A 16,500-nucleotide genomic window follows, 5' to 3' on the forward strand; every position below is an offset into this window, starting at 1 on the left:
GCTAATAAAAGCGCATTTTTTTTAAATGTTTACAGCTAAATCTAATAACTTTCTGTAATTTCTGATAGATGCAATTCCATCTTGTACATGGTATGCCCAGGCTTGCATGTATTCTCTATTATCAAGAGTGGGGTATAATAATTTAAGTACCATCTCAGTCGCCATGACTGTATCACCCAACCACGTTATTTTATCCAGCACTAAAGAACCATCTAGTTTCTTAGTATCTCTTTCTGGTGAATAACGAAACTCGCTCTCAACTGAGCGAAAAAAAGCTAAACGTGCGGCCACATTTGGGGTGACGCCAGTGTAACCTTTCAATTTTTTGAGCTGCTCTTCTGTCTGTCGGCTTAATTGCATGCGATTAGGGAGCATCAGATTGCCTCCTTAGTTAATTCCCAGAAATAACCCGGTTTTAGCGAAGAGGACTTGGTTCGTGCGTTAAATACAATTTCATAAGCATGCGAAATGTCATCCCGCAGCCTGTCAACGAAATAGCGCTCATCCACTTCGGTATCTGTTGATAACAATACGACCTGATGGCTGGCTTCAGGGAAATAATGATTGATCAATTTATCCCTATGCTGTGAGTCAAGACGGCCTAATGGCGTATCAATAATCACAGGCAAGTCACGCCCAGATGTTTTTGCTAACGCCTCAAGAATGGCAATGGCATAAATTTGCTTTTCGCCCGCAGAAAGTAATTTGCGATTAATGACTGAGCCATTTTCATCAACCAATTCGACATCAAATGTATCTGGGTTGATATGGGCATTTAATTGCAGATCTTCCTTCCGCGCTAATTTTCTATAGGCATTTTCAAAGTTCGTTGCCAGTGTTTTTACTCGAGCTTGTGTTAAGACATCACTGTATCGGCTAAGCAAGTTAATAGCTTCTTGTGCGTTTCTCAATGCACTGTTAGAGCCATGCTGATTACGCGCAATATCATGGTTTTTCTGTATTTTACGTACGCAATCTAGCTGTTGTTGCTTTATTTTTCTGGCTTCATCAAGCAGGGATATATATTCCTGGCGTTTTTTCTCACGCTCTTTATCAAGCTCGCGCAGCTTGTCAAAGATATCCATTAACTGATCGTCTTCTGGCGCTCGCGCAATATTTGCGGCAGCTTGCTCAAGTTGTTGCTCGATATCAGTCAACTGAAGACGGTATGAGTCGAAACGCTGCCACGCTTTTTGGCTATCTTGCTCAATTGATTGCTGCAGCATGCCTGCTTCTCTTTCAGAAACATCAAAGAGCAAATCACCCTTCGGCTTTGCCGCCATGTAATCTTTCAAATTATCAGCGATCGCTTCGGTCGCGATAATTTGTGTACTACTCCCGCTACTGGTGCGGAACGCAATATCATTTTTGAGTTGTGCCAGGAACTTCTCCAGCTCCTTCTCAAAACTTTTGGCTTGTTTGATCTCTGCTTCTTCAGCAATTCTTTTAAGTAGTTGCCCTAAAATATTGGGAGCCAGGGCATAGGGTAATGATCCATCGCACTCCTGACGCAATGCTTTTTCGAGCCGCTCTTTTTCTTTCAGGAGCGTCTCAACTTTAATCTTTTCCTGGGTTTTGGTTTGCGCAAATGCGCCGCCCTGAGCGTTCAATTGCCCTTCGTAGCGAATGATTTCTTTGGATAAAAGATCAATACGTATTTTTGCAAAGTCAGCTTTTTCGAGTAGTTCTTCTGCCTGAAATGCTAACTTTTGGCCTTCCGCCTCGAGTTCTGCCAGCTTTTGCTGCTGCGAACCTTCAAGCTGGTTGGTCTGCTGACGTTTGATAAAAATCGTCAGATCGTTATGCAATTTTGCGATGAGGTCCAGCCCCAAAAGGCGGCGTACCGCAGTGCGCAGGATCTTACCGGACTCGTCTTCTGCGAGTTCAGCAATTTTTTCACCATCAAAAAAGAACAGGTCAGCAATACCGTGTGGGATTAATTCATTAAGGAATCCCTGGCATTGATCGTAATTCATCTCTTTAAGAGGGATCCCATCTTGCTGCAGCGATAAATTATCTTTCCTGCCTTTTTTCCAGCTTCTCGTGACAGTGAATTCGGCTTCACGCCCATCTTTGTTGTAAGTGAAGCTCAGCTCTACGGCAGCTTCATCAGGATTGTCTGTGACATAAGCGCCCTTATGAACCAGGGAGCTGAGCTGTTCAACATAATCTTGCTGTTGAGTGGCCTGACCGAATGCCAGACGTCCATACAACGCCAATCTTATGGCAGATAAAATTGAAGTTTTGCCTGCGCCATTTAACCCACCAAAGAGGACGATAGGACGCTGGTTTGTATCATTTGGTCGCTTTCTGGGAGCCAGATCAATGGTATGCGTACCGTTAAATACCCGGAAGTTGCGCAAAACCAGTTGCTTAATTAACACGTTCGTTTTCCTCGCCGGCAAAGAGAGATGATTCACTGGCATCAACGATTCTGCGTTGTAATACCTGAAGTTCAGCTTCCAGTTTTGCTACTTCTTCCTGATGAATATCACGGTCATTGCGCGTTTGTAATTTTGCATGTTGCTGCTGAATCTCTTCCAGAGTGCCCCAATCTTGTTTCAAGATGGTACCCAGTTTGTCGAAGATTCCCTGGCGACGGCTCAAACCTTCCATTGAGGTTTCAAGCTCGATCAGCTTCATTACCATTTCAGGTTCAACGTCAAAACCTTGTGCAATTTGCATCAGCAAATCGGCATCGCTGGCATCAAACCTGGATTGATCGTCAACAACCCAGTCCAGATCGCGTTGGTAAACCTCCCGATAAATGCCGGGCAGGGTATCGTACCAATCTGGTTCGTTGGGGTCCTTCAGCCACTCTTGCCGAATAGCATGTAGCTCCGGCTGTGTGATCAGCGTGATGGTATGACCTTGCGCATTCAAATCGCGTTCGATTTCTAACAAGTCTTTTAGCCACTGCTGGCGATACTTGAGCCAGTACGGGCCCGGCACGTGTTTGCGTTCTGCAGTGATATCTTCGCCATCTTTAGCGTATTGATAGCTCACTTTCCCGGTACGACGTTTGTAGTTACGGAAAGTATCCTTGTTAACAGGATCGGTTGTGAACGCAAGGAGATCACGATATTTGAGCAGAGGAGACATCCACTCCTCACCGTTTTGTATCAGGCTTTCCATCGCTTTATCTTTCGTGACGACAGTACATGTCCAGCAACCAAATCGGGAGTTGCCACAAGAGGGAGTGCTGTCATCAATGACCAGCGGGCACTCACCTTGTGCAGAAGAATCCATATATAACGTCCATAGCGGACGGTTATTACCCCCCCACGGGCTTTCCCACTCTTCAATATCATCAGGAGAGTAGCGAAATGCTCCTCTCAATAATTTCCAGACATCTTCCACATCCCATGTATCGATCGGTGTATAGATGAATGCATTGGGTAACGTGGTGTGGCGTGCAAGGCGTGTACCATCGATTTTATGTTTTGCGATGACCTGCGCACGCGATGAACTCTCGCTGCTACGCGAACCCAGAACAACAATAACTTCATCAAACTGGCTGACTTTATCTTTTATAAAGTCACTAACCGGATTGATTTTCATGCGCTCTGTACACCAGCGGAAACTCCGGGTTGGGGCTGGGTATCCTTTCCCCAGCAAATTAACCCAGAAGGTTTCATTGGTTTTTGGCATTACTGCATGTTGAGTGATCGGGAGACCATTGCGTTTAGCACCAGCCTCTATCTGCAACATAGTCTTTTTAATCAGATCAACAACAACTGGCGTTTCTACCAGCGTATCGGATGAGACCAAAAACACATCTTTACTGCGCATTTCCGGAGGGAGTCCGAGCAACGCCAGATATACCAGGGTAATCACGGCGGAAGAATCTTTCCCACCGCTGTAGCCAATTACCCAAGGGCGTTTATCCGCACAATAAATTCTTTGCACTTCAGCAACATATTCAGCCAGGGGGCGTCCTGAGAACTGCTCCTGATTGATAAAGTCTTCATATTCGGCCAGATCAAAGGCCTGAACTAATTTACTCATAAGGCAACCATTTGAGCTTCAAGCTCTTGTTCTTCGGGGGTAAGTGGGAGAGAGAGCGCTTGCTTTAACGCATTACAGGTTAGCTGAATTGAAGTGCCAGTCTTGCTCAACTTGCCATGCTGCATTGCTCGCTTAACCATTTCAGGGTTGCTTTTGCGCCAGTCGAAATTTTTCAATTCTTTAATTTTTTCCTGCCATTGCTCAGGTTCTTCAGTCAGTAATGCACGACCAAGTAGACCTAAAGCTTGCAGTCCAATACCGTGGGCATGCACATAGTCCTGACGTAACTGCGCCGGAGAGACTTCTTTTCTTGCGGCAAGCTGCCAGTCAGGCATGACCTGGAAAACTGCCTGCCAGTAAATCGCGGCTATATTGGTATTGTCTTCGATACTGCCAACTTTTGGGTCTTTACCCAAAAGCGCACGGGTCGCTTGCTTGATACTGCTAAGCGTGAAGAGCTTATTTGAAAGTGTACTAATACTGGATTTTTCGAGCTCCGTAAGACCGACAAAAGGTTCAATAGACATCGCCAGGTAACGCGCAAGGTTTGAGCTTACATCGCGATGATCGTACAGAGCCGATAAAGAAGGACTTGGGCGAATGGCATATTTGTTTAAGTCAGCAAACATTTGCTGGCTGCGCTTCAACCCTTCATCAACAAAAAACAGGACCGGAATGTTGTCTTGCCCCAGTTCAGGTCGCTCCGACAATGCATCCTCGATCGCTTTACGACGGTGCTGACCGTCATTGATAAGAATTTGCGCATCCATTGGCACACGCAATGTTCCAAGGTTATTTGAACCGGAAAACTCATCGAACTGCACATCCACAGCAATCGATGCAGTGAGAGCCGAAAAGACATAATCCTTCGGATTCTCAAGCAGATAACGCACCATTTCAGGTATGCGAGATTTATTCAAAATGCGCTGCGCTCGCAGCTCTGGCGGGACATCCGTTTCGTCAAAGCTGAAAATTTTAGGTATGATGCGCATCGGGCAAGTCGCAATGTAGAATGGCCTTCCAGCTTGCATACCTCGCACAGCGGGGAAAGAGTAGCAGTAATCAGCATCGAAGTTTGCCATGGCAGTTCCGTGTGTTCGAGGAGGTTTTTACGTCATATTTTACGTAAAAACCTTCTAGATTAACATATGAGCCAGTCAAAAAAGCATTTTTGAAACAATGAATACATGATCAATCGCAACTTTACGTCTTTTTTAACGTAAATCCTTTATTGATAAAGGATTGCGAATTAGAAGCCTCCTTTCCACCAATTCCCCCTCTCTGTAATACCTTTCCGGCCAAATCTCCTGCGGCAGAACACCAATCGCATTTGCGATAATAGCTTCGCCTTTGGGCCATGGCCTTTCCAGTGCATTGGCTAAGGTCGAAGAGCTTAAGCCAGCCGCTCTGGAAAGTGCAGCTAAAGAGGTTCCTTTCTTATGCACCGCAGCTATCACGTCAGCTTTATGCCAGTTTGCTTTCATTCCTTTGATCCTCCGTTTTGGTGAGCTAACAACAAAATACTACGTTATTCGTAGTTCTGCGAACAGAGGGTAAATTACGTATTTCGTAGTTTTGCAGGGAGGATCCAGATTTGCTGTAACTTCAGTGCAAAGACCAAAGCAGCTAACAGAGCTACGTATTTCGTAGTATCAGGCGATAAGCATTACTACGATTATCGTAGCCATGAAAAATTCTCCCTCGCACAATGAAGTATTTAGCAGGCGGCTCAAGGCAGCGCGCCTCGCTAAAGGCTTGTCGCAAAAGCAGCTCGGCATTCTGGCAGGCATTGATGAGTTCGTTGCCAGCCCGCGAATCAATCGCTATGAGAAGGGCATCCATCAGGCGAATATCGAAATCGTCCAGCAACTGGCACGCGTACTTGAGGTTCCGCTCGCTTATTTCTATGCCGAAGATAACGATCTTGCAGCACTGATCGATGCATGGAACAAAGTTGATGCCGCGCAGCGCCAATCCATACTCGCACTCCTTCCCCCAGCCAAATAACCACCTCTAAAAAAATTCCTCCCCAACTCCCCCTTTTCAAAATGCTATCCTGTCGCTGGATTCAGGCCGGGCTACATTCACGGTACTGGCCTGATTTTATTCCCCTTTTTTAAGTAAGGAGTAAGACAATGTCAGTTAAGAGAAAACACCTGACTCGCCACGAGGTGAGGCAAATATTGCTGGCAACAGACCGGGGGCTGCATTTTGCGCGGGATTACAGCCTCATCCAGATGTGTTTTTTACACGGGCTGCGCGTCAGCGAACTGTGCGATATGCGCTTGTCGGATATCGATCTGGTAGGGCGGTCAGTCTACGTCCGGCGGCTCAAAAATAGCCTCTCCACGCAGCATCCGCTGTTCGACACCGAACTGCCTGCGCTGACGCGCTGGCTGAACGAGCGTCGCCGCTGGCGGGATGCGGACAGCGACTGGCTCTTCCTCTCGCAAAAAGGCGGGCCGCTCTCGCGTCATCAGGTGCGGTTGCTGCTTAAACGCTATGGCGAACTGGGGGGAATCAGCATTTCCGCTCATCCGCACATGTTGCGGCACGGGTGCGGTTACGCACTGGCAGATTTGGGGCGTGATACGCGTCTGATACAGGATTATCTCGGGCACCGTAACATCCGGCATACGGTGATCTACACGGCCACCAACACGCAGCGGTTTCTCAACGTCTGGGGAGATGTTTCGCAAAATCAACCATTTAGTGCCAAAACGCAAAGTAGTATCAGAAAAATTTAGGGTAGAGTCAAAATTTTTCTGATGCCTCTTCAGGCAAGACGTTATCTTGCTGTTTTTAAATCGTTATTTTTTGCAAGCACGTCGTAATAACGCATTAACCTTTACTGGCAACGTGATCCAGCTGTTCACGTTGCCAGTGTTATCTTCTCAACGTCCCGTTATTTTATCTCTCTTATCTTGCCAAAAAGCGCGTTCCCTGACGTTTTATGCTGCCTTTCTCAGTTTTTAAAAATCTTCCCCTGAACTCACCACTCTGGCACTAACGGGAAAGTCTGAAGCAGATTTTTTCGCCGCCGTTGTAGAGCAGGGCATGGCTCTGCGTCATTTTTATCAAGGAGAAGAAAATGAAAATGCGGTTAGCAAACACGGCTTTTATCGTCTGGATGGGGCTTGCCGGCACGGCGCAGGCCGCAGACGGCACCATCTACTTCACTGGCAGCATTACCGACCAGACCTGCGCGGTCGACAGCGGCTCGCAAAGCATGAACGTTGATTTAGGCAAAGTCTCCGTGACGACGCTCAACGGCGCTGCCGGGTTGAAAGCTGCTCCGACACACTTCAGCATTACGCTCAATGATTGCCCCGACACCGTCACCGCGCTGAAGGTGAAATTCGACGGTACCGCGCATGCCGTTAATCAGCGCCTGCTGTCGCTGGACAGCGGAAGTAACGTTGCGAGCGGCGTCGGGATCGAAATCGCGGATAAAAATGGCTCCGCCATTCCGCTCTACTCAGCCTCGGGCGATTACACCCTCGATGAAGGCAGCAACACGCTGGACTTCACCGCTCGCTATGTCTCGACCGGCACGACGGTCACCACCGGTACGGCTAACGCCACCTCGCAGTTCACCCTGAACTACCGCTAATGCCCGACTGACGCGGAGATACACATTAACGGTGTATCTCCGCATAACAAGGATGTTGTCTCCGGAGAGAAGAAGATGAACAGGCATCTGCATGTTGTGCTGGCGTTATTGCTGGCTCTGATTTGCGGGCCCGCAGAGGCCGGGATCGTGATTGGTGGGACGCGTGTTATTTATAACGGTGATAAAAAAGAGGCTTCGCTCTCCATCCGCAACCCGAATAAATCGAATGTCTATCTGGTGCAGAGCTGGGTCGATAGCGGTGAGCAGGGTCGCAAAGCGCCCTTTATCGTCACGCCGCCGCTGTTTCGCATCAACGCGGATGAAGAGAACCTGCTGCGCATCATCCGCACCGGCGGCGCGCTGGCGCAGGATCGCGAATCGGTGTTCTGGCTGAACGTTAAATCGATTCCCGCCATGGATGACAGCGTTGCGCGCAGCAACATGCTGCAGGTGGTGATCAAATCGCGCATCAAGCTTTTCTACCGCCCCGGCGGGCTGCCGGGCGAGCCGGGAAGCGCTTATCAAAATCTGCGGTTCACTCACCGCGGCAATCGCCTGACCGTCACAAATCCCACGCCCTATTACGTCACGCTCTTCACCCTGAAAGTGGACGGAACCGAGGTTAAGGACGTTGATATGGTGCCGCCCCTGGGCAACGCCAGCTTTACGCTGCCCTCGGCTGCGGTATCGCGCGTCAGCTGGCAGGCGATTAGCGATTACGGCGGCGTCAGCCGGGTTGAACATCGGCCGCTCTGAGGGGAAGGTGATGAAAATCCCGACTTCGCGGCAGCGGGCGTTGTTACCGACGCTGGTGCCGATAGTATTGCTGCTGCCCGGCTACCTTCGCCATGCGGACGCGCGCGAGATGTTTAATCTTCATGCGCTGGAGCTTGATAACCCGGGCCAGCCGGTGGCCGATCTCGCCTTCTTTGCTGAACCGGACGGTCAGCTGCCGGGCACCTACCGCGTGACCGTCTATGTGAACGGTGAAAAGCAGGGGGAGGCGCAGGATATTGCGTTTATCGCGGGCGCGGACAAGCGTCTGCATGCGCAGATCACGCCCGCGATGTTGCGAAGCTGGGGAGTGAAAATCGACGCCTTTCCCGGGATGGCGGCGCTGTCGCCGGAGGAACTGCTTGAGGATATCAGCCATTACATCCCGATGGCCGCCGCCGAACTGCGGTTCAGCCAGTTAAGGCTCAACGTTAGCCTGCCGCAGGCGGCGATGGATGCGCGCGCCAGAGGAGATGTCGATCCCACCGAGTGGGACGAGGGTGTGACTGCTGCGCTGCTGAACTATAGCCTCAGCGGCAGCCATCGCTGGCTGGACGTGGGCAAAGGCTCACGCGACAGCTACTACGCCAGCCTGCAAAGCGGGGTCAATCTCGGGGCGTGGCGGCTGCGTAACGACTCGACCGGGCATTACGCCAGCGACCACGGCAGCCGCTGGGCGTCGATTAACACCTATCTGCAACGCAACATCAAAGGGCTGAAGGGGCAACTGACCCTCGGCGACAGCTACACATCGTCGGAGATTTTTGACAGCGTGCAGTTTCGCGGTGCGCAGCTCGCCTCTGACGACAACATGCTGCCAGACAGCCTGCGCGGCTTTGCCCCGGTGATCCGCGGCATCGCCCACTCCAGTGCGCAGGTGACCATCAGGCAGAATGATTACATCATTTACCAGAGCTACGTCGCGCCCGGGGCGTTTGTTATCCGCGATCTCTATCCCACCTCCGGCAGCGGCGATCTCACTGTCACCATCAAAGAGGCGGACGGCAGCGAGCACACCTTTGTCCAGCCCTTCTCGGCAGTGCCGATTATGCAGCGCGAAGGCCGCCTGAAGTATGCCCTCACCGCCGGGAAGTATCGCAGCGGTAACCGAAGCAGCGATGAGCCAGCCTTCGGTCAGGCGACAGCCATCTACGGCTTGCCGCGCGCCGTTACCCTTTTTGGCGGCGCGATCGCAGCGCAAAATTACCACGCCGGGGCGGCAGGGCTCGGTTTTGGGCTTGGCGATCTCGGCTCGTTGTCTGCCGATATGTCGGTTGCCCAGAGCACGCTGAACGGCAACGACGCTCACCACGGCCACTCCTACCGGCTGCAATATGCAAAGGATTTTCAGGCCACCGATACCCGCTTTACCCTTGCGGCGTACCGCTACTCCACCGCCGGGTTTTACACCTTTCAGGAGGCGAACGATCGGCGCGCGGAGGGCAGTAATAAGCGGCAAAAGCTTCAGCTCGATCTCAGCCAGAGCGTGGGTGATTACGGCTCGCTTTATCTCTCCGGTTATCAGCAGAGTTTCTGGCAGGAGGAGGGCTACGAACGCACGCTTAGCACCGGCTGGAGCGGCAATTTCAGTGGCATCAGTTACAACCTCGCCTACAGCTATAACATCTATCCAGCTCGCGCCCAGCCCGCAGAGCAACAGCTGGCCTTCAGCGTCCAAGTGCCGCTTAGCCGTTTTCTGCCCAACGCGTGGGCGAGCTACAGCCTGAACAGCGCACGGCACGGCGACACCCGCCAGCAGGTGGGGCTCAGCGGCACGACGCTTGCCGACAACAACCTGAGCTACAGTATCCAGCAGAGCCACACGCATCACGGCGCGGGCAGCGCGGGGAGTCTCAGCGCCGGTTACAAAGGCGGGCAGGGGGAGATAACCGGCGGCTACAACTATGACGCGCACTATCAACAGATTAACTACGGCCTGAAAGGCGGCATGGTTGCCCATCCGCACGGCGTAACTCTCTCTCAGCCGCTGGGCCAGGCGCTGGCCGTGCTGCAAGCGCCTGGCGCTCGTGATGCGAAAGTGCAGAACAACACCGGTCTCTACACCGACCGGCGTGGCTATGCGGTGGTGCCCTATGTCACGCCGTACCGGAAAAACCGCGTGGTGTTGGATACCACTACCCTTGGCGACGAGGTGGATATCGATAGCGCAGTGCAAACCGTTACCCCGACAAACGGCGCTGTGGTGATGGCGAACTTCAACACCCGTGTCGGGTGGCGCGTGCTGATGAAGCTCTCTTATCAGGGCCGGCCAGTACCCTTCGGCGCACAGGCAACGCTTAAAGAGGGGAGCAGCGGCATCGTCGGCGACGACGGGGTGGTCTATCTCGCGGGCGTGCCGGAGGAAGGGAAACTTAAGGTGAAATGGAACGCGGATCAGCAGTGTGAAGTCCATTTTCGCCTGCCGGACAACGTCGGCAACAGCCCGGTAATTGAAACAGAACAGGAGTGTCTGGCATGACGCGGTTCGTAAAATCACTCTCCGGCCTGCTGGCGCTCTGGTGCCTCTCCGGCGGCGCGAAGGCCGCCTGCGGTTTTGCCAGTAATCTGGCGGGTGAGATCGGCAATGCCATCAGCTTCGGCAACGTCTCGGTACAACGTGATACGCCTGTCGGTATCGTGATTGCGACGGCAGTTACGAGTGCCTATAACGGCGGGAACAACATCGCCGGATGTACTGAGAGCTGGATTTACCGCTGGGAGATGAGCCAGTGGCGCACTCAGAGCGCCATCGGAAACCGAATTTATGCAACGAATTTGCCCGGTGTGGGGATTCGCTTAACCAATATCGGATCCCGAAAACAGCTGCCTTACGATCAGCGCGTACCGCCGAATACCAGTGTTTATATCGGTGCCGGTATGAAAGCGGAATTAATCAAAACCGGCGCGATAACGCCAGGAACATTGACCCCGGGCGTGCTGGCTCGCGCCTCAATCGCCAGCCGCTTCTATTTTGCCAATGTTACGCTGGGCGGCACCAACACGGTTACCACCACGGCCTGCACGATCCTGACACCGGAGCTCTATGTGCTGCTGGGCGATCATGAAAAATCGCTCTTTTATGGCCCCGGCGCCTATACCGAATGGAAAGATTTCTGGATTGAGCTGGAGTGCGATAAAGACGCCCGTATCTACGTGCAGGTCGATGCGGAACAGGATCCCTCAAACGTGCCGGGCGTGATGAAGCTGGATAGCGCGCCTGGCGATATCGCGGCAACGGGAATCGGTGTGCAGCTCTATTTCGCGCCCGACGATCGGGCTGTGCGTTTTGGGCAGCGCAGGATTTACTACATCTCGCCCGGCGGCGGCACCGAGACCGTCCAGTTTAAGGCTCGCTATTACCAGACTGCTCCTCGCGTCAGCGCAGGTGTCGCCAGTGCAACAGCGACCTTTACCTTAACTTACCGGTAGGTGCTCGGAGTAAATGGCGCGGTAAGAGAAAAGCCTATTTAAAAACTGGAGCGAGTCAGCGTCAGCGTCCGTGTTTGCGGATCCCGGGTAATAACAAAGTAGGGCGGGGTTTCCCCCTCGCGCTGCCATCTTTCAAGTAAGCCTTCGCGCTTTACGCTGACATAACCCAGTGAGGTTAAATAATTTCTGATGACGGTTATGTCAGTGCCCGGACCGTAAACAATGCTGCTGTCCCTTGGCTGAGTGCCATCCTCGGCGGTAAAGGTGAAGTGATATTTCTCAGAGGCTCTCGGCGCATGGCGAATGTCGCTATCGGTGTAAAGATAATAGGCCCACAGGTTTGCCTCGCTATAACCTTCGTGGCGCTCAGCAACTTTCTGCATGCTGCAATCAATCAGCACGAAGCCAATGATGACCAGCAGAATAAGCAGTGACGCTCTTTTTAGTTTATTCATATCACTTCCTTCGCACTCCATTTGCAGTCGGGGCATAGAGTGCCAGCTCCCCCGATTGTATTAATAGAAGAAAATCAATGCGGTTAAGAAAAATGTTAGACCTGTCTCTGTATCAAACGACACGCATTAAATAAGTCTGAAAAAGACAAAGAGTTGATCCAGGTTTTAATCCCCACCCAAACAAGTGATTGCGCTCCCCATCTCAGCATGGACAATGCCTGAGCGTGCGCCGTACAAAGCAGAGCAAGAAAAGAGCCAGCAAAAACCCGTAGTGGTTTTTGACGAAAAAAGAAGCGTATAACTACGTTTCACACAGCTAAACAGCAAAGGAACCGCGATGTTGCAAAAAGAGGATTTCCCGGCAAAAACCAGGTGGGTGATTATCGCCATTGGCACGCTCGCCGGGCTGCTATGGGCGTTGCCGGACGCGCTTAAGCTGCATGATAACTACTCAATTTATCTGTCGCCGCTTGCCATTGCATTTGCCAGCGTACTCGCCTTCACGCTTTATCGCGTCAAAGACGTTAAGTCGTGGCTCTGCGCGCTGCTGACGCTGCCGTTTATCGCGCTGATGACCGGCTGGCTGCGCTGGAACTTTCCCGGGCTGCCGAACGATGATTTTCATGGCACAAACTTCGGTGCATCGACATTTCTGCTTACTTTGGTGATGCCGTTTCTGGCGGCGTTCTGCACGCCGTCCGGGCAGAAAGCGGATAAACATGCTTTTATCACCGGCGCGCTGTGGAACAACACCTTCACCCTGGGCGTGACCGCGGTGATGACCGGGCTGTTCTGGCTGGTGCTGCTGCTGTGGAGCAAACTCTTCAGCATGATTGGCATTACGCTGTTCGAGCACCTCTTTTTTGATAACCCTTTGTTCCCGCCGATGGCGACGGGTGCTGCCATCGCCGCAGGCATCGTTTTTTGCCGACGCCTGCCGGGCGCTGCCGGGCTGTTCCGTAACCTGCTGACGCTCGCGGTCAGCGTCCTGCTGCCGCTGCACGCGGTTATCTCTCTGCTGTTTCTGGCCTGCTTGCCCTTTACCGGGCTGGCGATTATCCCGGCCTCTGTCTCCGCCGCGACGCTGCTGCTGACCATGACGCTGCTGATGCTGGCGTTCAGCGCGATGGTTGGCGAAAAAGCGCCAACTGCTTCGCGCTGGTCAAGGATGGTTGCGCGTCTGGTGCTGGTGGCGCAGTGGATCACACCGCTGCTCGCCGCGCTGGCGGGTTGGGCGCTGTGGCTGCGCATCGCCGAATATGGCTGGACGGTGGATCGCGTTTACGGCGTGGCTCTTACGCTTCTTGCGTTGATCGGGTCTCTGCTGCTGGTCCACTATCAGCGCCGGGCCTGGACGCAGGGCGCGGCTAACATGAACCGTTTCACCGTCCTGATGCTGGCGCTAACAGCCTGCGGCTGGTTTTTGTTGCATACGCCGGTTGTCGATCCGCTGCGCATCACCGTTAACAATCAGCTGGCGCGATACGCCGAGGGCAAAGCAAAAGCGGATGAAGGCGATCTCTATACGTTAAGCAACGCAGGGCGTCGTGGCAAAGCGGCGTTACATATGCTGAAGGCGCATCCGCAGTGGCTTAAAGATCCGGTGCAGCAGCAAGCGATGCTGATGCAAATCCTCGGCGGCTATCACGAAGGCACGAAGAAAGACATTAACGCGTTGCAGAAAAGCATCCCGCTGCGCGCGGGCAGCGAAGCGCCGCCGGAGAGCTGGTGGCAGGCACAAACGCAGTACGTTGATCACACGCTGAGCACCTGCATGGTGGATAGCAGCGCCTGCCTGATCTGGATGCAGGATCTCAACAACGACGGCACGCCGGAAGTGCTGCTCTATAACCGCAACGACGCCGGGATCTCGGTCTATACCCATCAGGGCAATGAGTGGCGTCAGGCGGGCAGCGTCACGCTGTCGCAGAACGCCGAAAAAGCGCTGCGCGAAAGTATGCCGAAAACCGTCAGCAAACCCTGGCGCGATCTGGAGATCAACGGTCAGCGCTATCCGGTGCAGTATTACGGCTTTGAAGGTCAGTAGTCATTAAGCCCGGCGCCATAAAGCCGGGCGAGAGGAGTGCAACAGTGAGTCCGAGCGTAGAAGAGGTGATTGCTTTTGTGCGTGAGTTTTCGGGATGTACGCGCAAAGCGATCGATGAAAGCACGCTGCTGGAAGAGGATCTGGGTATTTGCGGTGATGACGGCGTTGAGCTTCTTGAAGCAGCAGAGAAGTTTTTTGCTGTCCGTTTTGAAACAGATGAAGAGGATTTTCGCTCGCTTTTCTCGCTAAAGGAGAACGAGTACCTCTTTACAAGCGAAGGTCTCGATCTACTCGGCATCTGCTATTTTTTTCGCTGGTTGCGTGGCGAACCAGAGCCCATGGTGCGCGATCTCTCCATCGGGCAGTTGCATCAGGTGCTGGTGAAAGTGCGTAGCAAACAGGAGGGCAGTTGCCCCGCAACACCACAGAGTTAATAGGTTTTGTAATCGCTGAAATAGAAGTGCTGGCCTGTCTCATTGTCGACACGGATATTGAGACAGGCACCAGGAAAAAACTGATCCTTTTCAATAAAAGGGAAAGCAATACCACGTTTGGCGATAACTTCCTCTCCTTTGAATATATATTTCACCGTCACGGCTGCCGTAAGATGATTATTAACGCCCTGGCGCTCATCGAGTTTTAAATCAACGATATTTGCCTTAAGGTCAGTGCCGTTTTGTTTGGTTTTTGTATCTTTGGACTGGCTTCGCCAGTTAGTGATGCCGATATAAACGAAAACAAGCAGCATGCCGCCAGTGATAATCCAGCCTAACTTTGGTGAAACGGTTGATAAAAATTCCATCATGATAGTTCTGTTCCTCCAGTAGTGGCTATCGTCTTTTATAATCCAGCATTGCATCGCGCATATTGAGTATGTTCTTGGCTGGATCAGTTTTAAGATAGACCACAGGAATGGTTGAACCCTGTTTGTAATTATAAAGATCCATGGTTTTGATATTTATGAGTACATTCTTACTCTCATATGTCTCCCCGTTTTCTGCGGTAAATTGGTAATCAACATAAATGCTAACTATGCCGAGGTTCGATGGTGTGCGCGGTATAATCTGCGTAATGGTTGCATCGACATAACAAGGGTTGCTAATTATTTTCTTTTTGGTAAACCCATCAAATATGCTTCTTATAATCGAGTAAACGATTGCAATAACCACTGCCGTTACAAGGATTATGGGGATCGCTTTTAGGTAATTGTCCATATAATCTTTTAAAGTTTAGTTTATGGAAAAAGGTTCCACGTACAGTATGTCGTTCATTTCTTTCAGGAAAATACTTTTGTTTGCATATGTTTATTAATGATCAACGGGTTTCATATTCCAAATAATAAAAATCAGTGGGTTTTTCAGGGTTGATTCTTATCTTAATCGGCGTACCAGGAACGAATTTCTCTCGGTCAGTAACCCAAAAAACAACCCCTCGTTTTGGGGTGATCTTTTTACCCTCATAACTATATTCCAGCGTGAGTATTGCCACCAGGTGATTATTGATTCGTTGGTATTGGTCGTAAGTGACTTCAGTCATTATAGCTTCAACGTCAACACCATTCTCTTTAATATATTCGTCATATATACGACGCTCTCTAATGTTGCTGGCAACATAAATAACGAAGCACAGCATTACCAGCGGTATAATCCATGCAAGTTTAGGCATTATATAAGAGAGTAATTCCATCATTTTATATTTCAATCCTTATTGTTTTAGTTGAAAGCTACTTATGCAGTAACATCAGGATTTCTTTTTCCATCTAAACCGCAGGTAATCCTCTATCGCATTTCTCATATTAAGCATGTTTTTTGACGGATCGTTTCTAAGGTAAACGACGGGGATGGTGAAACCCACATTGAATTTTTGTAAGTCCATCGTCTTAATCCCGGTCAGGACGTTTTTTTTCATGTAAGTTTCGCCGTTTATGGCTGTAAAAGAGTAATCGACTGTGATATTGACGATCCCATAACTGGTTGGCGTGCCCGGCATTATCTCGGTAATCGTTGCGTCAACATAGCAGGGATCTGTCATAATCTTTTTAGCTGTTTTTTTCTCAATAAAATTTTGGACAGTTGTAATACAAATGGCTAACACAAAAGCGCCAACGAATATGTAAACTAACGCTTTCAAAAATATTTCAATCATATCAATTCTTAAAATTAGATGAGTTAGAA

At 50.9% G+C, this 16,500-nt stretch carries 17 protein-coding genes; 8 read left to right on the forward strand and 9 right to left on the reverse strand.

What is annotated here, in order from left to right; genetic code table 11:
- Nucleotides 1–21: 21 nt before the first annotated feature.
- From dndE to SOM48_RS08170, 5 genes are all read right to left on the reverse strand, one after another.
- The gene (dndE, locus tag SOM48_RS08150; RefSeq protein ID WP_320511762.1) at nucleotides 22–375 is read right to left on the reverse strand and encodes a DNA sulfur modification protein DndE; all 354 of its coding nucleotides are present in this window, start codon (nucleotides 373–375) and stop codon (nucleotides 22–24) included.
- On the reverse strand, nucleotides 375–2,384 hold the full coding sequence (gene dndD, locus SOM48_RS08155) for a DNA sulfur modification protein DndD (protein WP_320511763.1): 2,010 nt from the start codon (nucleotides 2,382–2,384) through the stop codon (nucleotides 375–377). The genes dndE and dndD overlap by 1 nt, the downstream gene beginning before the upstream one ends.
- Nucleotides 2,374–4,008: a DNA phosphorothioation system sulfurtransferase DndC gene (gene dndC / locus SOM48_RS08160; protein WP_054804004.1), complete on the reverse strand. Its 1,635-nt coding sequence runs from the start codon at nucleotides 4,006–4,008 to the stop codon at nucleotides 2,374–2,376. Before dndC ends, dndD begins: the two co-directional genes overlap by 11 nt.
- Nucleotides 4,005–5,090, reverse strand: a complete 1,086-nt coding sequence (gene dndB, locus SOM48_RS08165) for a DNA sulfur modification protein DndB (RefSeq protein ID WP_076768977.1) — start codon at nucleotides 5,088–5,090, stop codon at nucleotides 4,005–4,007. The genes dndC and dndB overlap by 4 nt, the downstream gene beginning before the upstream one ends.
- Nucleotides 5,091–5,222: 132 nt before the next feature.
- On the reverse strand, nucleotides 5,223–5,492 hold the full coding sequence (locus SOM48_RS08170) for a helix-turn-helix domain-containing protein (protein ID WP_076768976.1): 270 nt from the start codon (nucleotides 5,490–5,492) through the stop codon (nucleotides 5,223–5,225).
- A gap of 202 nt (nucleotides 5,493–5,694) precedes the next feature.
- On the opposite strand from SOM48_RS08170, the gene SOM48_RS08175 reads away from it, so the two are divergent.
- The 6 genes from SOM48_RS08175 to SOM48_RS08200 all read left to right on the forward strand — a co-directional run bounded on the left by SOM48_RS08175 (nucleotide 5,695) and on the right by SOM48_RS08200 (nucleotide 11,824).
- On the forward strand, nucleotides 5,695–6,015 hold the full coding sequence (locus tag SOM48_RS08175) for a helix-turn-helix domain-containing protein (RefSeq protein ID WP_320511764.1): 321 nt from the start codon (nucleotides 5,695–5,697) through the stop codon (nucleotides 6,013–6,015).
- Between the two features lie 128 nt (nucleotides 6,016–6,143).
- A complete protein-coding gene (locus SOM48_RS08180; protein WP_320511765.1) occupies nucleotides 6,144–6,755 on the forward strand; it encodes a tyrosine-type DNA invertase in 612 nt (203 codons plus the stop codon).
- A 344-nt stretch (nucleotides 6,756–7,099) separates the two neighbouring features.
- The gene (locus tag SOM48_RS08185) at nucleotides 7,100–7,621 is read left to right on the forward strand and encodes a fimbrial protein (RefSeq protein WP_305206952.1); all 522 of its coding nucleotides are present in this window, start codon (nucleotides 7,100–7,102) and stop codon (nucleotides 7,619–7,621) included.
- A 75-nt stretch (nucleotides 7,622–7,696) separates the two neighbouring features.
- Nucleotides 7,697–8,377, forward strand: coding sequence for a fimbrial biogenesis chaperone (locus SOM48_RS08190; RefSeq protein ID WP_312200956.1), 681 nt, complete (start codon nucleotides 7,697–7,699; stop codon nucleotides 8,375–8,377).
- Nucleotides 8,378–8,387: 10 nt separating this feature from the next.
- On the forward strand, nucleotides 8,388–10,874 hold the full coding sequence (locus SOM48_RS08195) for a fimbria/pilus outer membrane usher protein (RefSeq protein ID WP_320511766.1): 2,487 nt from the start codon (nucleotides 8,388–8,390) through the stop codon (nucleotides 10,872–10,874).
- On the forward strand, nucleotides 10,871–11,824 hold the full coding sequence (locus SOM48_RS08200; protein ID WP_320511767.1) for a fimbrial protein: 954 nt from the start codon (nucleotides 10,871–10,873) through the stop codon (nucleotides 11,822–11,824). The genes SOM48_RS08195 and SOM48_RS08200 overlap by 4 nt, the downstream gene beginning before the upstream one ends.
- Nucleotides 11,825–11,862: 38 nt before the next feature.
- Here SOM48_RS08200 and SOM48_RS08205 read toward each other — a convergent pair whose 3' ends face one another.
- The gene (locus SOM48_RS08205; RefSeq protein ID WP_320511768.1) at nucleotides 11,863–12,279 is read right to left on the reverse strand and encodes a hypothetical protein; all 417 of its coding nucleotides are present in this window, start codon (nucleotides 12,277–12,279) and stop codon (nucleotides 11,863–11,865) included.
- A 337-nt stretch (nucleotides 12,280–12,616) separates the two neighbouring features.
- Between SOM48_RS08205 and SOM48_RS08210 the strand changes: the two genes are divergently transcribed.
- The gene (locus SOM48_RS08210; RefSeq protein ID WP_320511769.1) at nucleotides 12,617–14,326 is read left to right on the forward strand and encodes a DUF4153 domain-containing protein; all 1,710 of its coding nucleotides are present in this window, start codon (nucleotides 12,617–12,619) and stop codon (nucleotides 14,324–14,326) included.
- Nucleotides 14,327–14,370: 44 nt separating this feature from the next.
- Nucleotides 14,371–14,760: a hypothetical protein gene (locus tag SOM48_RS08215; protein WP_312200945.1), complete on the forward strand. Its 390-nt coding sequence runs from the start codon at nucleotides 14,371–14,373 to the stop codon at nucleotides 14,758–14,760.
- Here the strand turns inward: SOM48_RS08215 and SOM48_RS08220 are convergent.
- From SOM48_RS08220 to SOM48_RS08230, 3 genes are all read right to left on the reverse strand, one after another.
- Nucleotides 14,757–15,131: a hypothetical protein gene (locus tag SOM48_RS08220; protein ID WP_312200942.1), complete on the reverse strand. Its 375-nt coding sequence runs from the start codon at nucleotides 15,129–15,131 to the stop codon at nucleotides 14,757–14,759. The genes SOM48_RS08215 and SOM48_RS08220 overlap by 4 nt on opposite strands.
- Before the next feature lie 509 nt (nucleotides 15,132–15,640).
- Nucleotides 15,641–16,015 (reverse strand): hypothetical protein, encoded by a 375-nt coding sequence (locus tag SOM48_RS08225; RefSeq protein ID WP_312200939.1) that lies wholly within the window; start codon nucleotides 16,013–16,015, stop codon nucleotides 15,641–15,643.
- A gap of 51 nt (nucleotides 16,016–16,066) precedes the next feature.
- Nucleotides 16,067–16,471 (reverse strand): hypothetical protein, encoded by a 405-nt coding sequence (locus SOM48_RS08230; RefSeq protein ID WP_312200937.1) that lies wholly within the window; start codon nucleotides 16,469–16,471, stop codon nucleotides 16,067–16,069.
- Nucleotides 16,472–16,500: the final 29 nt, after the last annotated feature.

The sequence above is a fragment of the Kosakonia sp. CFBP8986 genome, assembly GCF_034044935.1.
In the GTDB taxonomy this organism is placed as follows: domain Bacteria; phylum Pseudomonadota; class Gammaproteobacteria; order Enterobacterales; family Enterobacteriaceae; genus Kosakonia; species Kosakonia cowanii.